This window comes from Azospirillum sp. UENF 211521 (genome assembly GCF_058780535.1).
This window is the reverse complement of sequence record NZ_JBSNCF010000004.1, coordinates 101960-121656: the sequence shown is the minus strand read 5'-3', so window position 1 is coordinate 121656 and position 19697 is coordinate 101960. Positions and strand designations below refer to the sequence as shown.

Annotated in this window: 14 protein-coding genes, 2 pseudogenes and 1 other annotated feature; of the genes and pseudogenes, 6 read left to right on the top strand and 10 right to left on the bottom strand. The window is 67.3% G+C overall.

All coding sequences use genetic code 11. The features are described from left to right. Positions 1-9: 9 nt before the first annotated feature. Positions 10-1224 (bottom strand): tyrosine-type recombinase/integrase, encoded by a 1215-nt coding sequence (locus tag ACWPN5_RS28890; protein ID WP_492298870.1) that lies wholly within the window; start codon positions 1222-1224, stop codon positions 10-12. A gap of 328 nt (positions 1225-1552) precedes the next feature. Beyond that, positions 1553-2308 carry a hypothetical protein gene (locus ACWPN5_RS28885; protein WP_492298868.1) on the bottom strand — a complete coding sequence of 252 codons (756 nt, stop codon included), beginning with the start codon at positions 2306-2308 and terminating at the stop codon, positions 1553-1555. Between ACWPN5_RS28885 and ACWPN5_RS28880 the strand changes: the two genes are divergently transcribed. From ACWPN5_RS28880 to ACWPN5_RS28860, 5 genes are all read left to right on the top strand, one after another. Continuing rightward, a protein-coding gene (locus ACWPN5_RS28880; RefSeq protein WP_492295000.1) for an IS3 family transposase occupies positions 2286-3517 on the top strand; the annotation gives its coding sequence in 2 pieces (ribosomal slippage) (positions 2286-2577 and positions 2577-3517; 1233 coding nt in all). The two genes, ACWPN5_RS28885 and ACWPN5_RS28880, sit on opposite strands and share 23 nt — an antisense overlap. Then, positions 2570-2686, top strand: a sequence feature (AL1L pseudoknot). (Overlaps the previous gene by 117 nt.) A 267-nt stretch (positions 3518-3784) precedes the next feature. After that, positions 3785-5008, top strand: coding sequence for a trypsin-like serine peptidase (locus ACWPN5_RS28875; protein ID WP_492298866.1), 1224 nt, complete (start codon positions 3785-3787; stop codon positions 5006-5008). Between the two features lie 3 nt (positions 5009-5011). Then, a complete protein-coding gene (locus ACWPN5_RS28870; RefSeq protein ID WP_492298864.1) occupies positions 5012-6928 on the top strand; it encodes a trypsin-like serine peptidase in 1917 nt (638 codons plus the stop codon). Next, entirely contained in the window at positions 6925-10155 is a 3231-nt protein-coding gene (locus tag ACWPN5_RS28865) for a P-loop NTPase family protein (protein WP_492298862.1), read from the top strand. The genes ACWPN5_RS28870 and ACWPN5_RS28865 overlap by 4 nt, the downstream gene beginning before the upstream one ends. Positions 10156-10185: 30 nt before the next feature. Further along, positions 10186-11307 carry a DNA/RNA non-specific endonuclease gene (locus ACWPN5_RS28860; RefSeq protein WP_492298860.1) on the top strand — a complete coding sequence of 374 codons (1122 nt, stop codon included), beginning with the start codon at positions 10186-10188 and terminating at the stop codon, positions 11305-11307. 43 nt (positions 11308-11350) lie between these two features. Here the strand turns inward: ACWPN5_RS28860 and ACWPN5_RS28855 are convergent. From ACWPN5_RS28855 to ACWPN5_RS28820, 8 genes and pseudogenes are all read right to left on the bottom strand, one after another. Then, positions 11351-11848: pseudogene (locus tag ACWPN5_RS28855) on the bottom strand (transposase); the annotation flags it as partial. 84 nt (positions 11849-11932) lie between these two features. Beyond that, on the bottom strand, positions 11933-13093 hold the full coding sequence (locus tag ACWPN5_RS28850) for a hypothetical protein (RefSeq protein ID WP_492298858.1): 1161 nt from the start codon (positions 13091-13093) through the stop codon (positions 11933-11935). Positions 13094-13226: 133 nt separating this feature from the next. Then, on the bottom strand, positions 13227-13526 hold the full coding sequence (locus ACWPN5_RS28845) for a tyrosine-type recombinase/integrase (RefSeq protein WP_492298856.1): 300 nt from the start codon (positions 13524-13526) through the stop codon (positions 13227-13229). Between the two features lie 68 nt (positions 13527-13594). Beyond that, on the bottom strand, positions 13595-14200 hold the full coding sequence (locus ACWPN5_RS28840; RefSeq protein WP_492298855.1) for a tyrosine-type recombinase/integrase: 606 nt from the start codon (positions 14198-14200) through the stop codon (positions 13595-13597). Positions 14201-14293: 93 nt separating this feature from the next. After that, positions 14294-14926 (bottom strand): annotated as a pseudogene (locus tag ACWPN5_RS28835) (Tn3 family transposase); the annotation flags it as partial. 6 nt (positions 14927-14932) lie between these two features. Continuing rightward, positions 14933-16306, bottom strand: coding sequence for an ISKra4 family transposase (locus tag ACWPN5_RS28830; protein ID WP_492298854.1), 1374 nt, complete (start codon positions 16304-16306; stop codon positions 14933-14935). Continuing rightward, positions 16303-16809: a lysozyme family protein gene (locus tag ACWPN5_RS28825; protein WP_492298853.1), complete on the bottom strand. Its 507-nt coding sequence runs from the start codon at positions 16807-16809 to the stop codon at positions 16303-16305. Before ACWPN5_RS28825 ends, ACWPN5_RS28830 begins: the two co-directional genes overlap by 4 nt. Positions 16810-18258: 1449 nt before the next feature. Beyond that, entirely contained in the window at positions 18259-18585 is a 327-nt protein-coding gene (locus ACWPN5_RS28820) for a hypothetical protein (protein ID WP_492298852.1), read from the bottom strand. Between the two features lie 229 nt (positions 18586-18814). Here ACWPN5_RS28820 and ACWPN5_RS28815 point away from each other — a divergent pair, with 229 nt between their 5' ends. Beyond that, positions 18815-19609 carry a hypothetical protein gene (locus ACWPN5_RS28815; RefSeq protein ID WP_492298850.1) on the top strand — a complete coding sequence of 265 codons (795 nt, stop codon included), beginning with the start codon at positions 18815-18817 and terminating at the stop codon, positions 19607-19609. Positions 19610-19697: the final 88 nt, after the last annotated feature.

Sequence of the window (19697 nt, the reverse complement as noted above, 5' to 3'; positions counted from 1 at the left end):
CACACGCTGCTACTCAGCCCCGCCTTCACTGCGAAGGCGGCGCTGGCGGCCGGCGCGGTGGCGGGCCACGGCGCCGCGCTCGGCGAGCAGGCGCTCGGCGTAGCGCGCCACCATCACCGGCGACTTCCACCCCCCGGCCTGCTGGATCGCCGGCAGGTCGAAGCCGGCGGCGACGAGGTCCTGGGCGGCGCCGACGCGCGTGGAGTGGGCCGAGAAGCGCCGCGTCTCGCCGCCCTGGGCGGCACGGGCGCGCACGATCCGCGCCACCGAGGTCGGGCTGAGCGGGGTGAGGCCGGCGCGGTCGAGCGAGCAGAACAGCCGAGCCTCGAGTTCTCCGAACGGGACGGCGGTGGCCGCCGGCCGGTGCCCGGCGCCCTTAACCGTCGCCGCCTTGCCCGCGGCGCGGCGGGCGCGTTCGCCCGCGAGCAGCGCCGTCTGGGCGGCGCGCCACTCGGCGAGCGCCTGCATGGTGTCGGGCGCCAGGTAGGCGACGCGGCCCTCGCCCTCCTGGTCGGCCTTGCCGCGGCGCACCAGAACGGTGCCGGCGCCGTCGCCGGCCGGCGCGAGGTCCTCCCAGCGCAGGTCCACCAGCTCCGAGGCGCGGCACAGCGTGTCGCGGGCGGTGAGCAGGAGCGCGACGTCGCGCAGGGCGCGCGGCGGCAGCGGGGCGTCGCCGGCGGCGGCGTCCACGGCGGCGATGATGCCGTCGATGCGCGCCTCGCCGAGCCCCTCGGCCTGGCGGCGGCGGGTGCCGTGCTGCCGGCGCTGGGCGCGTCGGGCCAGGATCACCCGGGCGTCGGCGCACGGGTTGACCAGCCCGGCGGCGGTGTGCCACGTGGCGATCGAGGACAGGTAGCGGGCGACGGTGGACGGCTTGTGCACGGCGCCGACGGCGCGGACGTAGGCCTGCACGGTCTCCGGCGCCGCCGGCAGCGCCGCGAGGCCGCGGTGCTCGCACCACATCAGGAAGATGCGCAGATCGGAGCGCAGCGCGCGCAGCGTGTTCGGGGCGAGCGCCTCGGCCGCGGCGTCGAGGTAGGCGCGCAGCGTGTCCGTGAGGCCGTCGAGGCGGGCGACGGCGCGCGCCAGCAGCGCCGGATCGTTCAGCTCGGGAAAATGCTCGGGGAGACGGTCGGTCCGCCGCCGGCGCACGGGAGCCTTGCCCGTCGCGGGCACGAGGGCGGGAAGGGGCGGCGGAACGGCGTCGTCGAACGGGGCGGTCACAGGAGTCTCGGCAAGCGGTGGGGACGAAGACGGCGGGAATGCTCGGCGGAACGCTTGGGAACGCAGCAGCGGAACGACCGTGGGCGCGGCCGTAAGAGCAGGGTAGCGCCGCCCGGTGCCAGGGGCAAGAGTACGATAGCGGCAATTATCAGACTCATGGAAAAGGAGGGCGCGGGAGAAGCCAACGGGCATCTTTCGGTATCGGAACTTATTGTGCCTATCAGTATCATTTGGCTACTGAGCAGCCCGACGAGGCACCACCGGATATCGCTTTGTGAGGCTGACTGGACTTCGCGATGATCGCCTGGACCCCGATCTGCCAGAGCCGTCACTCCGGAACAGCATGACGGATCGAGACCACGGGCTGCCCCGGCGTGCTGTCATCAAGCCGCAAGTCGCCAAACCGCACGATGTCGCCCTGTTCGGCGCAGGCGCCATTCATCAGATCAACCATGCCACCGCTCTCCAACAACGGGTGCACCGCCGGGCTCAGCAGCCAAGCGTCAATGCGCTCCGCCTGCTTGACGACGGATGGGGGGAGCTTGGCACGGGGACCAACGTTCGAGGAGAAGCGGAAATCGCTTCGGCACCGCACATCCTGGAGCAGCATGGCATAGAAGAACGTCTCGGAGATGATGCCCACTTTTCTGTTATCGCCCACCTTGAGCTCGAACAGCGCCAGACGCCGATCGGTCTCCCGCCAGGCGATCAGGTCGATGGCACTCTTGCCGCGTGTGAAGATCTCGCGGCCCGCCGCCACCCGGCCCTCAAACAGCCCGACGGGGAACTGACGATCCACGACGGCACCCGGCAGGACATCGAGAACACCGATCCGCGCCAGCGTCTTCTCCATCGCCGCCTCGGAGCCTTCGCCCGACGCCACATCCTCCGTCGCGGCCCCGCGTGCGACGTTGAGCACGAAGTCGCCCGGTTCGCGGGTCCGTAACGCGGCGAGCTGCCCAGGCTGCTCGCTGCGAAACCATGGAAACAGACGGGCGAAGTGGTGAATGAACCGCGCCGGGTTTCCCAGAGGCCCCGTTTCTTGAGAGACTGGGGTCATCATGACGAAAGCGGCATCACGCAAATACGCTCCTGAAGTCCGCGAACGCGCGGTGCGGATGGTGTTCGAGCACGCGGGGGATCACGCCTCGCAGTGGGCGGCGATCAGTTCGATCGCGGCGAAGATCGGCTGCACGGCGGAGACACTGCGCGGCTGGGTCCGGCAGGCCGAGCGTGACCAGGGCAAGCGGCCGGGGCCGACGACGGACGAACAGGAGCGGATCAAGGCGCTGGAGCGCGAGAACCGGGAACTGCGCCAGGCGAACGAGATCCTGCGCAAGGCGTCGGCCTATTTTGCCCAGGCGGAGCTCGACCGCCCGTTCAAGAAATGATCGCCTTCATCGACGCGCACCGCGCCGTCCACGGGGTCGAGCCGATCTGCAAGGTATTGCCGATCGCCCCGTCCACCTACTACGCCCATGCCGCCCGGACGGTCGATCCGGCCAAGGCGCCGGCCCGCTCGCGAAGCGACGCGGAGCTGAGCGTGGCTATCCGACGGGTCTGGGATGCGAACTTCCAGGTCTATGGGGTACGCAAAGTCTGGCGGCAGTTGCGGCGGGAGGGCCTCGACGTGGCACGCTGCACGGTGGCTCGCCTGATGCGGCGCATGGGGCTGCGGGGCGTTACGCGCGGCAAGGCGGTGCGGACGACGCTCAGCGACCGGGCGACTCCCTGTCCGCTTGACCGGGTGAACCGCCAGTTCCAGGCGCCCCGCCCGAATGCCTTGTGGGTGGCTGATTTTACGTACGTTGCCACATGGCAGGGCTTCGTCTACGTGGCCTTCGTCATCGACACGTTTGCCCGCCGCATCGTGGGCTGGCGGGTGTCGCGCACCGCCCACACCGGCTTCGTGCTGGATGCCCTGGAGCAGGCACTCCACGATCGCCGGCCGGCCAAGGGCAGCGGCCTCATCCACCATAGCGACCGTGGGGCGCAATATGTGGCCATCAAGTACACCGAGCGTCTCACCGACGTCGGCGTCGAGCCCTCCGTGGGCAGCGTCGGCGATTCCTACGACAACGCCTTGGCCGAGACCATCAACGGCCTCTACAAGACCGAGGTGATCCGCCGCCGCGGACCCTGGCGCACCCTGGAAGCCGTCGAGTTCGCCACCCTGGAATGGGTGGACTGGTTCAACCACCGGCGTCTGCTCGAACCCATCGGCAACATTCCCCCCGCTGAGGCCGAAGCGCGCTACTATGCTCAAACCGAGGACGTCGCCATGGCGGCGTGACTCAACCAAATCGGCCTCTGGGAAACCCGGCGCGGTTCACTCAGCCCGTGCACCGCACCCACCGGCTCCTTCGTTCCATTCATAGGTTATCGGCGGCAGGTCGGCGAGCCTGTAGCGGCATATTGATTTCGGAAGGTGCCGAGATGTACCCTTGGCTTGGCCAGAGAAGAAAAGTAAAGCGCGAATCATAAGCACCGCATACCATAGTATGAAGCGGCTGTGATCCGTGCTCCTGTTTCTCGGCTGGCAGACGGCATTGTGCGGGGAATGGAAACCGTGATTCGTGCGGCGAAGTATATTGAACTTATTGCCCAGCGGCGCCAATCGGTCTTGGAGAGTGCCGGAGGCGTTCGCGACGTTGGCCTTGCGGAGGGGCTGAGTCGAACGGCGCGGAGCAACGCGCTGCCGGACGCACGGGAGTTGACCGAACGGCTTGAGGCCGAAATCCACTACATCGCGAGAAAGACTGGTTCGACGCCGGATCCGCACGTGCTGGGCAGGGTTCTCGGCAACGTGGACGACACTCTGGCAAAGCTCTATGGGGAAGGGCCTGACCTCAAGCTCACGCGCAAGGCGATTTCGGCGCTTGAGGCGGTCATCAGAACGGACGGAACCCGGCCGGTTCTGTTCGTCGAAAACGACTATGTCGACCTGACGGCGCCCTCGATCGGCGACTATGCGTCCGCGCTCGCCACGCGGGCGGAGGATGTGCGGCGGGTCTGCCGCGCCGTTGGCCGGATCGACGACCCGCAGGGAAATTCGCTCGGCTACCAAGGGACGTGCTGGGTCGTCGCTCCGAACCTCGTGGCCACCAACTACCATGTCCTCCAGGAGATTGCCCCAGGGTGCTCACGCGAGGGAGGATTCTTCACCGGCACGCTCAAGCCGGGCGTCAGCGCGCATTTCGGGCACGAGGTGGGAAACCCCATGCACGAGCGACGTTTTCCCATCAGGCGGGTCGTCAAAGTGGGGCCGGAGGGTGCCGAGAAACACTATGATATTTTCAACCGCCTGAACCTCGACAGCCTCGATCTCGCCATTCTTGAATTGGAAACGGTCGCGGGACAGCGCTTGCCGGAACCGCTTCCGGTCGCCCGGGGAGACGATCCAAGGACCAGGGGAGGACTTGCCAGCAAGGGGCGCGATGTCTTCGTGGTCGGTTTTCCGGGCAACGAGAAGTCAACAACCCCGGACATGTTCGTCCAACTCTTTCATGGGGTGAAGAGCTACAAGCGGCTGGCTCCTGGAATCATCACGGAGGCAGCGGGCGAGGTGCCGAAGGACCCCAAAGGCTGGATCATCACCCATGATGCCAGCACGCTGGGCGGCAATTCAGGCTCGGCGGTGGTCGATCTGACCGCCCCCGGCGGCACCGTGCTCGGCCTGCACTTCGGCGGCCGTCACAAGCAGAGGAATTGGGCTCACGCTTGCGAACGCATTACGCAGAGCCTCAATGACGTTCTGCCAGCACCGGCTTGGAAAGCAGCCTAACCCATGCTCGTGCCGCCCGATCTCCATGCCCAGAGAATTCTCGCGCTTGCCGAGGCAATCTCCGGATCATGGCCGCAAATCAACGCCATGTGGGAGGAATTTCGGGTCCGGCACGGCTTACAGTTGCGGACGGACATCGGGAACAACGACCAGATCGGCTTTCTCGTCGAAGCCCTCTCCGCCGCCTACGGCAGAGGGAGGCTGCGACAGCTTGTCATTGCGCTTGTCGAAAACGAACTTGCCGGCCCCGGTTTCGAAGACGCCGCCACGCACATCTTGGGCCCCTCGGCCTTCCAGCTTCAGGCGTTCCAGAACAATGTGTTCACGCCAACCAACGCGCTGCTGTCCGGCAAGCGGCTGCTGCGTGCGTGCGAGCATGTCTGCCGGATCGACGTACACGGAGTCCAGAACGGCACCGGAGTCCTGGTGCGGCCGACACTGGTGGCGACGGCGGCCCATGTGGTGCGCGCGTTGCTCGACACCGATCCGAATGGATCCGCCGTCGCCAAGCCTGACAGCGTCCGCCATCTGAAGCTTATTTTCGGAGACGCCGAGGACTATCTGGACGACGGTTCGGCGGGCACCGAGCGCAAGCTGGGCGAGGTCGCCTTCCTGAACGAGGGCTGGCTCGCCTACGCCAGTCCGCCCACGCCCCTGGAATCCTCCCCAGCCACGTTCAACGTCAACGACATCACGGGGATCGCGGATCCCACCGGACCGTGGGATCTCGCGCTGATCCGCCTTGCCAGACCGCCGCGGCTGGGGCTGAAGGGGCACGATCTGCTCCCCGACGGGCCGCCTCTTCCTCCCTATCAGATCCACGTCCTGCACCACCCGCACGGCACGCAGAACATCGGCCAGCCCCTCCTCTGGTCCATTGGCAAGATGAACCAGAACCTGGGCACGCCCGCGGTGCGCTGCCTGCACGACGCCAACACGGCCGGCGGATCGTCCGGAGCGCCGATCTTCAACGACGAGTGGCGCGTCATTGCCCTGCACCAAGCCGGCAAGGAAACGACGAACACCCCCGGGACCAACCGGGCGGTGCCCGTCGCGCGCTGGGCCCAACAAATCGACGCCATCGCAAGCGAACGGGACGACACGCCCTACATCGCCGTTCTTGAAGACCAGCCGGGAACCGCGCCGTTCCCCCATCCCGTCATCGGACGGCGGCGGACGCAAAAGCGCGTCTGGGCGGCGATGAGGCCCAATGCGACGGCAGAGCAGCGGCTTTTCGTCATCCGCGGAGATGAGGGGCGGGGCAAGCGTTTCACCAAGCGGCTGGTCCGGGCGATGGTGGCCCCACGGGGCGATCTGGTGGCGGTGCTGGACATGGTCAACGCGCAGGAGGACGACGCGGCAGCCTTTGCCTTGCGCGTGGCCGGCGCGCTTGGCACCAAGCTTTCCCAGCCCCTGGAGCCGACTCGCCTGACCACCGCGATGCGCGACATCCGCAACGAGATCGTGCCAGCGCTCGCCGGCGAGATCGAGAGAATGGCGGGTACGAAGTCTCTATGGCTGATTCTCGAAGGGTTCGACGTGGCGAACCTTAGCGCGGTGACCGGCGTGCCGCAGCTGTTGGACGAACTGATCTCGCAGCTCGATTCCGTGCCCAAGCTGCGCCTCGTCCTCGTCGGGTGGAAGGCGACGGTGGACCAGAGCCTTGCGGCGGCGGTGGAGGAGCTGGAGCCGCCCACGGCGGCGGACGCGGTCGATTACATGCGGCTGCGCCTGTTTCCGCCGGGCGCCGATCCGGCTGCCGAGCCCGTGCAGCTGACGATCGCTGTGACAGCGCTTATGAGCCTCGTCGATATGCACTCCGCCGAGGCTTACGGAAGGATCATTGAGCTGCTCGCTCCGCTCACGGGACAACTCGCGCAGACGCTCCGGACCCATGCCCCGCAGGAGGCTGCCCAATGACGGGATATCCGTTTTCTCCGGCCGAGATCGAGCGTCTGGCGCAGGAGATGGCCGCCGCGTGGTCCGGCCGGTCGGACGGCGAGCAGTCCGCCTTCCGTGCCCAGCTTGAGCGGAACGCGCCTGTCCGATCCGCGAACGCCGAGCCTCTGGACCGCATCAGGGAGCTGGCGGCGCTGTCCGGGGCTGTCGCGCCGCGGGAATTGCTGTCCGGCGTCGGCGACGACGAACGGAACGCGGTGCTGGACCTGCTGGCGCCCGATTTCGACCGGTTCCTGGCCGGAAACCGTTGGACGTGGACGTTGCGCGCCGCTTCGCGGAAAGCGGCGCTGGAGCGGATGGTGAACAGCAGGCAGCTCGGCGACCGACTGCGCGAAGCGTCCAGGATTGGAACGGATGGAGCGGGCGAATGGCTGCGCCGGCTGGCCGGGGGGCTACGGCCGGAATGGGAGGCGCTGGAACGCAGCTCCCTGCCGGCGCTGGTCCAGGCGCTTTCCTGGGCCGAGCCGTTGGGTGGCCTGAAGGGCTACCTTGCCGAAGCACGCCGCCGCACGGGGCTAAACGCCATGATCCAGGGATACCGAACCCTGGTCGATCATGCCTTCGTCGGCCGCGCTGAGGCACTGCGCCGGCTGCGGGCCTTTGCCGTGGCGCCGGTCCAAGGCAACCGGGTGCCGGTTCTTCCGGTCATCGGAATCGGCGGGGCCGGCAAATCCACCGTGCTCGCCCGGTTCGTCACGCCGTTGCTTGAAGACGCGTTTGGAGGCAATCCCGATCCGGTGCCGGTGGTCATCGACTTCGACCGGGTGCTGTTCCGCACCGGTGCCGAGCTTGAGCTGTCGTTCGAGGTGTCGCGCCAGCTCGGCATGGCCGTGCCGGCTCTGTCCGGCCGCGCCGCAGATATGCGCGATGGGGTCCGCCAGGAGAACCGGCGGAACGAACCGACCTCGAACGTCGCGCTGGAGGCGTTCGAGCACGATTCTCGGAGCAAAGGCAGCTTTGAGGAATTGTTCAGCTGGCTGGTGGAACAGCATGGGTTGGATAGGCGGCCCGTGCTCCTGATCCTGGACACGTTCGAGGAATGGCAGCGCTGCCGGCCGGACCGTGAGGAACGGCGTGGGGACTGGAATGATCCGGAACGCCGGATCATCGAATGGATCGTGGGGCTGAACGACCGCATGCGCCTTCGCAACTTGCGGGTCGTTGTCAGCGGACGGGCGCCGGTGGAGAGAACCGAAGGGATTGCCCCCGAACGACCGTTGCGCCTCGGCAACCTGACGGAAACGCTGGCGCGCCGCATGCTGACATCGCTGGGAGTCCCTGCGGCGGCCGCGCCGCAACTGGCCGCCATGGCCGGCGGCAATCCGCTGACCCTGCGTATTGCGGCAAGATACGTCCTGGGTCTTCCGGAAGACGCGCGGCAGCGGTTCCTGAGGGACGGCGAGGGGATGGCCGGGCTGGATGAGGAATTGCGCCGGGGAGTCCTCTACGACCGCTTCCTCCGCCACATCCCGGATGAACGTGTGCGCCGGCTCGCCCATCCCGGCCTCGTGCTGCGCCGTGTGACGGCCGAGATTGTCCGCAAGGTGCTCGCCGAGCCCTGCGGCCTCGGCGACATCGACGAGGGAACGGCCAAAGAACTGTTCGAAAAACTGGCCGCCGAGGTGTGGCTCGTCAAGCGCACCCCCGACGGGCTGCGCCACAACCAGGAGGTCCGCCGGGCGATGCTCGGCATGATGGCCACCGATCCCGAGAAGGCGGTCCTGGCGCGCGCGATCCACAGGCGCGCGCTGCAGTGGTACCAATGGGGGCAGGATGCCGGGCTGCGCGGCGGGGACGCCGAACTGGAGGCCTTCTATCACGAGTTGATGCTCGGCGGGGATCTGGAGCGCGGTTACCCGTCAACCTCGGCATGGAACACGCAAGACCGCACCGTGCAGAACCGTCTGCGGGCGCTTGGAAGCTCAATCGAGGATCTGCCGCCGGCCATTCGTGTGCAGGCGCGCGCGCTTCGTGGCGAGCAGCTTGGAGACGACGAAGCCAAGTTGCTGCCGTGGTACCTGCGGAACATCTGGCTCGAAAAGCGAGGGGCCGCTCTGGTCAGATCCGGTCAGTCGCGCCGGGCTCTCGAACTTTTCGAACACACACCGTGGTCCGGCGATGAAGAACCGGCTTGGCTTGCCAGAGCGCACGTTGATACTCGCCGTTGGGCTGAGTATTTCGATAAGCAAAGATTTTTAGTGTCCGGAACATATCAGACGCTTAACGTCATTTTTGCAATGAGCTTGATGCATAGCCGGCGGCGCTTGCCAAAAGACAACTATATTCAATACCTTTTCCATGAAATAAGCAGACATAGATTGTCTCGCCAAGTGAAAATGTCCGGCATCTCTCGGCGTTTTGCAGATCTTATATTCGATAGCCTAATATTAGATAAGGTGTTCGATTCCCGTGTTCTTCGCGGAACGGTGACCGCATGGTCCAATAGCGTGTCTGGTAACATTGATCATAGCAATATAATGTCGATTAACGGATCTCCATTGGACCAACTGAGGTGGTCCATTGTCCTTGGGTGGAGCGGATTGTCTCAGAAATTCGTCTTATCTGGTAGAGCGCTTAAAGGAATATTCCGAATTGATCCATTTTGGGCAAATAATTTCTTTTGGCTGATCAAGATTGGAGCGCCTGCAGACATTCTCAATCTCGATAAAACGTTAGTGGATGAGAAATTCCATAGCTTGCCTGAGTCGAGCGCGGCTATTCTGGATTCGTTAGCGCAGTGGTTTGCAAATTGCGTTACGGGGGGCATTGAGGTTTCCTTTGCTGCGTTCTGTGGTGATCCAGATCTAATCCACCTGCTGCGCGGCGACAACCCGGAACTGAGGCCGATGATTTGCGGCGCGCTGCTCGAAACATTTGAAGGGGAAGACGACTTTCACCTTCTTGGCGAGATTGCCCACGAACTGCTGCCGATCCGGCCGACGGATTTCGCCCCGCCGGAGCTTGCCCGCAACGGCCGGCGGCGTCCGCGCGAAACGCTGGTGAAGTTGGTCGAGTATGTCGACCGGTCCGGCATGCTGCGCCCATTCCTCGACCGGATTCGCGCTGCCCGTCCGGAGTCGCGCCCCCTTGCCGAAGCGCACAGCGGATTCGTGGTGTGGGACGACGCCTACGCGAAGCTGCTCGATGAAACTGCAAGACGAATCCGCGAAAGGCCGCTAGCCGACTAAACGCACAACCGAAATGGGGAGGACACCAGCATGTCCGATGAGAATGGTGTCGATGAGGTCGAAGTCCAAGGCGGACTGGAAGGTGTGAAATCGACGTCCCCTTTCTCGGAAAGGGCTCTGAACACCCGCACCGGCCACCGGCCGGACTTCCTGGGCAAACAAATCGACCTGCCGCTCCCGGAAGCGGGCGAGCATCAGACTTGGCTGCACTACACGCATTTCTCGATCCTCATGGACCGCAAACGGCGGCAGGCCCTGCTGACGGTGGTCGACATCGACGGCGCGAAATGGGTCAACATCAAGCGCCGCAAGCCCGATGTCTGGTACCCCGACCCGCGCCTGAAAAACGACGAGCAGCCGGAAAAGAACTTCTTCCAGAAAGCCGATCCCAACTTCAATCCGAAGCACAACGATTTCGGGTTCGGGCACCTCGTCCGGCGCCAGGACCCGAACTGGGACGAGCCGGGGGACGACCAGGCGGCGGAACAATCGGAATACGAGACCTTCCATCTGACCAACGCGTCGCCGCAGGCCGAAAGCCTCAATTCGGGACCGTGGAACACGCTGGAAAACATCGTCCTCGACGACATCAAGGAATCGCTCAGGATACCCGCCGTCGTCCTGACCGGTCCGATCTTCGGGGAGAATCCCCCTCTTCTGCACGGCGTGTTCCCGATTCCGCTGGAATACTGGAAGATTGTCGCGTGGCGCTCGGGAGACGGGCTGGCCGTGGTCGGCTGGCGGCAACGGCAGCCAGACGGCGTCATGCCCGATGCGCTCGAATCGCTCAGCGTTCCCTTCGACGGCAAGGCCGGCGAAGCGTGGCTGATCCCCATCGAGGAGATCGCCGAACTCACCGGCCTCGACCTCGCCCGTTACGCGGCGGCGGACACCTATCGCATGCGCGTGCCGGCGCTGGAAGGGGTGGAGGCCGCTTATCCCGCGCTTCCGCTGCCGGCCCGTGCATCCGATCTGCTGATGGTTGAAACCTTGCGGCTTGGCGATGATCCCTTCTCGGCGGCGCCCCCGCCGGAGGAGGCCGTCCAGGAGCTGGCCGCCACGCTTGCCGACCGCGAAGCGGAGGAGATCGAGGCGGAGGTTGCCGAAAAAGGCGGCTCCGTGCTGGAAAGCCTCGGCAATACCCCGCAGTAACGCCCGGCAGGCAGAATCCGCCGTGGCCTGAGAACACCGCTTACTTCATTTCCACGATGCGCGCGGCGATCTTCACCAAGCGCAGCCGCAAGGTGTCGAACTGCACCGTGCGCCAGCGGGAGCGCTTCGGCATCAGCGCGCAGGCTCCACAGCAACCAGTACGCCCCGGTGTGCAGGAACAGGCGGAACTGGTTGGCGCTCGCCTTGGTGCGCGAGGTGCGGTCGGCGGCGAGGTGGGATCTCCAGCTTTTAGATGATTTTCCGCCTGTCCCCTCGCGCAATACAGGCCCGCATACAGCCAGCGTCCGGTGCCCTGGTCGCCGACCTCGACCCGCGCGACGATGCGCCTCACCCGGCTCCAGGTGCTGGCGCCGTCGTAGAACTCCTTGAAGCGGCGCACCTTGTCGGCTCCGGACGTGGCCGGGAAGCGGGCGGCGGTGCTGGCCTCCAGCGTAATGACGTGACGGCGCAAGGTGCGGCTGGTCGGCAGACCCAGCACATAGTCGATCCCCGCGGCCTCGCACCAGTCCAGCACCTCCGGGCGTATCGTTACAACCTTTGTTCACTGCCTCAGTTTCGATGGCAGAACCTGTTCAGCGGATTGCTCGTCTGCTGTTCTTTCCGCTCAGTCCAGGGCTTTGATCCTGCTAACAACAGCACCATTCTTCACCGGATCGATCCGGTCCGCTTCCCCCAAGGCCCAGGCGGCCCAGCGATCCAGGTCCTCGGGCGACACGGGCATGTTCGCCGCCCGGTCAAGCACCGCCTGAACGTAGGCTCTGATCGTGTCGGCCCGATGCAGGTCGGTTGCCTGACCGATGAGACGCTCGATCCGTTCTTTCTCCTCCGCTTCCCGCTGCTCGCGGAGTCTGCGGTCTTCTTCGATTTTGCGCCGGCGGGCCTCCTCTTCCAACTCCGCCTTCCGTTCGACCAGCCACTGGTGGCGGCGGAAGGCGTTCTCACGGTGAAAGACCTCGGCGGCGATCATCAACTCAATGACGATTGTCCCCACGAGGTCCTCGAGCGGTGCCGCGTCGGTGTCTTCCCACGCCTTCAGCACCGGGGTGCCGTGAGAACGGGACGGAACGACCAGCCGCAACCGATCCGGCCGCTTGGTGGACGCCGACGCTTTCCCCCGGGTTCCGATCGGTTCGAGGATGAAGGACACGTGCTGGTCGCCGACGTGGATGCCCGCCTCGTTCGGGTTCCGCGGATACTTCGAGGTGTCCAGCGAGGCGCCGCAGCCGGCGCGGGCCGCTGCCAGGAAGATGGCGTTCAGGATGCGGAGACGCCGCTTTTCAACGGGCGTGTCGTGGCGCGGAGCGTCGAAGCTGAAGCGCGTTCTGGCGTATTCCTCGCGGCGCGTCTGGTCCTTGTCCAGCAGTGTGGCGATCAGCCGATGGGGGGTGGTGAGCTTCGGACAGCCCGCCTTGCCGACCAGGGTCCGCACCCGCGCGGCCAGCGCGGCGATGTCCTCGTCGAAGGCCGGCGGCGGCGGCAGCGGTGCTTCCAGGCTGACGTTAGCCCCGTGGCCGCGCCATGGCCCGCCGCCCACCTCGACAATGTCGGACGCACCGGGAAAGCGCAGGGGCAGCGGCCGCTTGCTGGCCGGCTTTCCCGCCTGCCGCCGGGCCCAATAGCCGCGCTCCGGAACCGGGATGTTGGCGTGGCGGCACGCCTTCGCCAGGGTCGCGCCGCAAACGCCGACCTCGGCCGCGAGCGCCCTCATCGGCCGGGACCAGACGAGATCGTAGAGTTCCTGCCGGGTAAACCGCCGCCCCGCCATGCTGGGTCACGCGCCATAGGCACGCACTTGGTGCACCGCTGCATCCGTGCGCCGACCACCATCATGTGGGGTGCCGGATGACCGCAGGTCAATGGGTTGTCCGGATGAGGGTCGGCGCGCCGGCCGGCCGCCCTCACGGGGCGCCGTCGTCCGCGCCGCGTTGGCGGCGCTGGCGGCCGGCGCGGTGGCGGGCCACGGCGCCGCGCTCGGCAAGCAGGCGCTCGGCGTAGCGCGCCACCATCACCGGCGACTTCCAGCCCCCGGCCTGCTGGATGGCCGGCAAATCGAAGCCGGCGGCGACGAGGTCCTGGGCGGCGCCGACGCGGGTGGAGTGGGCGGAGAAGCGCCGCGTCTCGCCGCCCTGGGCGGCGCGGGCGCGCACGATCCGCGCCACCGAGGTCGGGCTGAGCGGGGTCAAACCGGCCCGATCCAACGAGCAGAACAGGCGTTGTTCCAGCTCGGCCCAGTGACCACATAGCTGTGCAAAATGGCCAAAGTTGATCAGCGCCAGAGGCCCTCGAACCGGTGGCCGGCGGTCCGGGTGTAGTGAACGGTGTGCTTGGGATCGCGATGGCCCAGGTAATCCTGAATGAGGCGGAGATCGTAGCCGCGGTTGGCGAGGGTAAAGCCGCAGGAATGGCGCAGCATGTGGGGATGGACGTGCGGCAACCCGGCCCGCGAGGCCGTAGCGCCGATCAGGTAATTGACGGACTGCCGGGTCAGCGGTTGGCCGCGCTCCGACACGAACAGCCACGGCAGTCCGTCCGTGCGGGTGGCGAGGTAGCGCTTGATGGCCCGCAGCTCGTCGCCGGCAATCGGCTGTTCGACGGCGAGGCCGTTCTTCAGCCGCCGCACCCACAACCGTGCCCGGTCAAGGTCGGCGTCGTCACGACGCAGGCCAATCGCTTCGCTGACGCGCAGGCCGTGCCGGTACATCATCAGCATCAGAAGGTGATCGCGGATGCCGTGACGCCCCTGCTTGGCAGCCTCCAGCAGCGCCGCCACTTCGGATTCCCCGAGGAAATCCTTGCCCCGCTCGTGACCGTCGACGGCCTGGGCGGCGGCACTTTTGACAGTTCGCTCCTCGGGCTGGGGTGCGGACGGCATCGGAACCCCGTGCAAACACTGGACGGCCGGTCGCCGACTCTTAACAGAATGCACGTTCCGTCAAAAGTCGGTCCGTGGGCCGGCCACGCCGGATCATGCCGCCATCGCCATTTCGATGTCGATCCTCTGCTCCAGGTCCAACTCGAAGGTGCCGTAAGGGCTGACGTGGCTGTAGACGAGCGGGCACAACCCACGCAGGTCGGCCTCCGTCATCCGGCTCCGCCACGCCGGTTCGTCCAGCACCCGCTGCAGCATCAAGGTGTTGATGTAGACCAGACAGGATTGCAGCAGGTGCAACGCCAGCACCGAGACCTCCTGGTCCTCCAACCGGTTGGTCGCCACCTCGCCGCCCTTGCCGAAGAAGATGAAGCCATTGGCACTGTTCCAGTTCTCCACCACGTTCAGCCCGTCGTGGATCTCTCGGCGAAGCGCTTCGGAGCCCAAATAGCGACACAGAAAAATGGTTTTCACGGCCTTGCCCAGTTCCGCAAGGGCGCGGTAGGTCGGGTGCTGGACGCTTGCCCGGGTAAATCGGCGGAGCAGCGCCTCCGGGTCCGCCGTCCGTTCCTGCAGCGCAGTCGCGTAGCGGACCATCTCGTCGTACTGGGTCCGGATCAGCTCCCAATCGATCGGCCGCGTCAGGACCGGGGCGAGGTTGGCGTACGCCTCGCCCGCCTTCGGCGCCGGCAGATACAGCCGTTGCGAGGGAGACCGTCGCAAACCTGGGGGGCGTTACGCCGCCCGACGAAATGGTCGGCGGGCGTATGGCTCGGCCGCGACGTGATCCGCGGCGAGTGTGCCGTTCATCACCGCAGTGCGTACCTTCAGCATCCGGTGGGCGCCCCGCGGAGACCAGCGCATTTGCTGATTGGCGCCCATGCGCCGGTGCAGCAGACGTTGGACGGTGCTTTCGGTCGTCGCCGTGGAAATGGCCTCGCCCCGATGCCGAGCGGCGGCGTAGTCGATGATCAGGTCGGCTTGCCCGACGACGTACGTCTCCAAGGCGCGCAGCAGCCCGGCCACTTTCCGGGCCGGCGGGTCGTCAGCGGCTTCCAAAGCGGCGTCGAGGTCGGTCAGGAGGTCGCCGATCAAGGTCAGCGCCCGTTCGGTCTGGCCGTGCCAGAGCCGCCAACGCAGGCGGGTCACGGCGTCGTCCAGCATCGTCGTCCGCTCCGCGGCGGCCGGCACCGCCGTGGCCCAGCCCTTGACGGCCTGCGCCACGTGCTGGACCCGCATCGACAGGTGGAACCAGTCGAGGACGTTACGGATCGGGCCGACGCTGGCCGCGGCGCCCAGCGACCGTGGACCCTCCGCGCCGTCGCTGAGGATGGTGACCGGTGTGGTCGCCGTCGCCCCCAGACGGCGCAAAACATGATGGAGTTGCCGCACTTGCCGGTCGGCCTCGGTCGGCAGGCTGCTGAAAACGACCTCCCGCCCCTGATCGTTGCCCACCCGCGCGAGCATCACCTCGAACGAGCGCACCTGATAAGTCTTGATCGACTTCACATGCCCCGCGTCGATGGCCAGCGTGATCGCCGTTGCCGGGGCCGACGAACCCTCGTCCGGCGGGACCAGCGCCGCCCGTTCGAGCCGGGCGCCGACCCGAAGCGTGCGCCGGCGGACCGTTTCCACATCGGGAGCCGCATCCAAGGGCAGCAGCTCGACCAGCAACGCCCGCGCCCGCCGATAGGGCAGCGCGCTGCCCATCCCGGATAGGATGCGTTCGTACTCCGGGGTGCAGCGGTCGGGCATGATCTCGGCGACCGGGGTCAGGCTGCGCCGGCAGGCCACGCCGCACCGGCAGGGGCCGAAGCGGGGTGCGCGCACCTCCACCGTCCCGAACAACGACACCAGCCGGCGGGAGCGGTGGTCCTTGAGCGGGCGCGACGCTCCGCAGTGGCCGCACCGACGCCGAAGGCGACAATGCGCGTCGGCCTGGGCCGTGACCAGGACACGCTGCAAGCCGGCCACGGTCGCCTTGCCCTCGCTCAGACTCAGCCCGAGCGTTGCCGCCTGACCGGCCCCGGTGCGCTCACCCTCGGAGATCACGTGCTGCGTCACCGCTCCGTCCTCGCCCGTCACCTCCACCATGACACGCCACTTCATTGCGCCCCCGGTTCGCCGCCTTCCCAGCGCCCTTTACCATTCTCCCCCCAGGTTTGAGACGGTCTCCCGAACAGCTGCCGGCGTCTCCGCTCCAGCAGATCCTGATAGGCTTCCTTGATCCCCGGAGTGGCGCTGTTGTAGCGGCCGAGGGCGTCGTGCCGGTCGCCTTTGGCCGCCCGCCGCTTCTCGACGAGCAGCCAGCCGGCGACATGCGCGTTCAGGCACCCGTCGTTCGTCACCCGGCGCATGGCCTCCTCCGGTGTCGTGCCGAAGAGCTTGGCGAGGGCTGGGCCGTTCCCGGTGTTGATCTGGAACGGTCCACAGTCCCACGACGTGATCTTCCCGGTCTTCCGGTCCTTGTTGGGAACGCACTCGCCGACGCGGCCGCGCTCGGCGCCAAAGAGCGTGTAGAGGTCCTGCTCCACCAGGGAAGGGGGATCGCCGAGCAGCGGCGCGTAGGTGAATGCAACGGCGGCAATGCAGGCGGCGGTCAAGGGCACCATGACACGTCGGGGTCCCGGATGGTGAGGTGGCTTCGTCGACCATGCCCGTCATTGCAGCCGCCAATCGAGCCCCAGCGGTTGGCTTGGACGCCTCGCCGGGCGGCGCTCGGCAAAAATGCCCGGTTCCGAACACTGGGCGCCCGCTTCGGAATGTTGGGCGCCCAAGGGCAACCCATTGACCAGAAACAGTTTTTCCGATCCGTCCCCGATCTCTGGGCGCCCAGCTCGAAAACCTGGGCGCCCAAACGTAACCGTATGATGGGAAACGACTTTTCCGATCTTGGCTGGATGCTTGGGCGCCCAACGCGTTTCGTTGGGCGCCCAGTGGGCGCCCACGTCCAAACGCTAGGCGCCCACGTCGGAATGTTGGGCGCCCGGTTACGAAGAGGGACGGGGCGGGGGAGGGGCCGCAGGCGGAGAAACGCTCCGTCGCCGCCCCGTGACGGGAGGTCCAGGCGCCCACTGGGCGCCCTGCATTCCACCCTTGTGTCGGCTCTGGGCGAGGCGGGCGCCCGCGGCCGTTCCGCGACGCCGCCAGGAGTGCTTTTCGCCCTGAACGCTTCCATCCCCGTCCGCCCCGAAGACCTGAAAATGGAGCTGCCGCACTGCCCGGGCCGGGCCGCCGGCTGCCCCGGGTGTTCGGCCACTTCCGCTATCCTGGGCTGTGCGGCATCGCCTTGCCCTCCGGTCCGCCGTCCTGGTGCCCGGCTTTTCCGCCCGTCCGGCACGCCACCGGCTCCACGACGTGGCTCGTTGGAAAGCCTGGTCCGTTCCTGAGGACGTCCGGCGGACGTCCTCAACCGTCCGGCTGGGCGCGCTCAGCGCCTTCCGCTTCCGACGCCCGCGCCGACGGGACACTTCTGCCGCCCCGTGTTCGCGCTCGGGTTGTCGCAGTGACGCCCCGGCGACCTGCTCTCCCTCCCCCAGTCCGACGGCGTGGTAAAGGTGGGCGTCCGCTTCCCCCATCCATCCCTAAAGCGGGCGCCTTCCCTTGGTCGCAGAGCCTGAAAAAGTCTTCCGTCCGTGGAGGCCGGGCGCCCGGCCAGCGACCGTGGGCGCCCACCTCCAAATGCTGGGCGCCCAAATCGAAAAATTGGGCGCCCAGCCTCCCGCCGGTGCTCGAACGCCTATGCCGCTCCCGGCTACCGTACTGCCATCGGTTCTTCAGATAGCCCCAACATGGCAAAGCGATCATCACCCTCCCCGATGGCGGACGCGCCGTGCCCACCGCCCGACGACGAAAACGGCATCCACCGCCTCAACTTCAAGGGAACGGCTCCCGCGAAGGAGATGGCGCGCCGATTGGCCGACCTGTCACGGGCGAACCGCGAGGCCGATGCTGCTGGTCTGCTGGACCTGCTCGCCGCCGATCAGGGACTGGCCGTGGTCGGCGATCCGCTGACCGTGCGCGTCGCCAATCTGGTGCGCGACGGGGCGGCGAACGTCCGATTACTGGTTGCGGCCCTGCTGAAGGACGGGCCGGGCGACGTCGAACTTCATCCGCCAGGCGCGCTGCAGGAGCTGGAGCGCCGCCTGGGCGGGATGGCGGCGGATCTCGCTGATGCTCGGCGTCAGAGCGAGGAGAAGGCGGCGGCGCTCGCCGACGTCCGGCGCCGGGGCGAGGAGAACGCCGCCCATGCGAGCGATCTGCAGCGCCGCCTGACGGTGGCCGACCAGGCGCTCGGCGCGGCGCACGCGCGGATCACCGAGCTGGAGGGGGTTCTGGAGGCGGCCCGGCAAAGCCTGCTCCAGGCGGAACGGATGGCGGCCGAGCATCCCTCCGCGCGGACGATGGCGACGCCGGTTCATGCGTCGCCGAGCGCCCGCTTTGGGGGTGCCGGGGGTATACCGGGGATGGATTCCGCTCCGGATGCCGCGGGCCGCGCCGGCACCGATGTCCGCGCCGGTCGGCCCGTAACGCCGCCGGCCCCGCCGCAGTCGACGCTGGGCGGCAGAGTTCGACCGCTTCTGCAAGGCGGTTCTGCGCGGCACCAGGAACGCCGCGATGGTCCTCATCGCCAGCACCGCGGCCATGGCCATCCTCGGCGTCGTCATGACCCAAAGCAACGGCGTCACGGCCCCGCCGAGCGAAGCCGACAGCCAGGAGGCGCCGATGCTGCTTGGGTTGTCGTCCGCCGGAGGGGAGGGCGATGCCGGTCGCAGCGTGCTTCCCGGCCTCGCGGCTCCGCCGACCGCAACGCCGCCGGCGGCCATCGAGATGGCCTCGTTGCCTCCCGCCGCGCCGGCGTCACCATCGCCGGCCTTCGGAGGGCAGTCGGCGCCGGCGGTGCCGGAGAAGACCGCGGCCGAGGCCAAGCCGGTCGACCGCTCGCCGTCACCGCCGCCGGCGTTGCCGCCGCCGGACGCCGCACCGGCTCCAGCGTCGCCTCCCTTCATCGCCGTGCCGCCGCCGCCCCCCCCTTCGGTCGAGCCCGAGGCCGTGCGCCGCTTCGCCGACATGCTGGACCAGGCCGGCCGGACGCTGGAGCGGCTGAGCGCGGCGGAGACGGAACTGACCAAGCGTCTGGCCGGGCTGCCCGCCGCATCCGCCCCCGCGCCGGACAAGCCGAAGGACCCGCCCAAGGCGGTTTCCAGCGGCCCCAAGGCGGCCCCCGTCAAGCCGCGTGCGGACGCCCGGCGGCGCGTGGCCGACATCCGGGACGACGAAACCCTGGCGCGGGCGGCGCAGCGGCACGGCGTCCGGCTGGAGCGCATCTACGACCTGAACCCGGCTCTGGAGGCCATCCCTCCGGACGTGCCTTTGACCAAGGGGCAGGTCTGGATTCCGAACGATTTCTGAGGCGTGGGCGGCGAACGGATGCATTTTCCGCCGCTGTCCGTACATAGGGTTGTCGTTTGCCCGCGAAGGTTGGACTCTAGGGTTCGGT

Excerpts from the sequence above, each read along its gene's own strand:
- ACWPN5_RS28875 (WP_492298866.1), top strand. The coding sequence starts at position 3,785 with ATGGAAACCGTGATTCGTGCGGCGAAGTATATTGAACTTATTGCCCAG.
- ACWPN5_RS28870 (WP_492298864.1), top strand. The coding sequence starts at position 5,012 with ATGCTCGTGCCGCCCGATCTCCATGCCCAGAGAATTCTCGCGCTTGCC.
- ACWPN5_RS28865 (WP_492298862.1), top strand. The coding sequence starts at position 6,925 with ATGACGGGATATCCGTTTTCTCCGGCCGAGATCGAGCGTCTGGCGCAG.
- ACWPN5_RS28860 (WP_492298860.1), top strand. The coding sequence starts at position 10,186 with ATGTCCGATGAGAATGGTGTCGATGAGGTCGAAGTCCAAGGCGGACTG.
- ACWPN5_RS28850 (WP_492298858.1), bottom strand. The coding sequence starts at position 13,093 with ATGGCGGGGCGGCGGTTTACCCGGCAGGAACTCTACGATCTCGTCTGG.
- ACWPN5_RS28840 (WP_492298855.1), bottom strand. The coding sequence starts at position 14,200 with ATGCCGTCCGCACCCCAGCCCGAGGAGCGAACTGTCAAAAGTGCCGCC.
- ACWPN5_RS28830 (WP_492298854.1), bottom strand. The coding sequence starts at position 16,306 with ATGAAGTGGCGTGTCATGGTGGAGGTGACGGGCGAGGACGGAGCGGTG.
- ACWPN5_RS28825 (WP_492298853.1), bottom strand. The coding sequence starts at position 16,809 with ATGGTGCCCTTGACCGCCGCCTGCATTGCCGCCGTTGCATTCACCTAC.
- ACWPN5_RS28820 (WP_492298852.1), bottom strand. The coding sequence starts at position 18,585 with ATGCTCGGCCGCCATCCGTTCCGCCTGGAGCAGGCTTTGCCGGGCCGC.
- ACWPN5_RS28815 (WP_492298850.1), top strand. The coding sequence starts at position 18,815 with ATGGTCCTCATCGCCAGCACCGCGGCCATGGCCATCCTCGGCGTCGTC.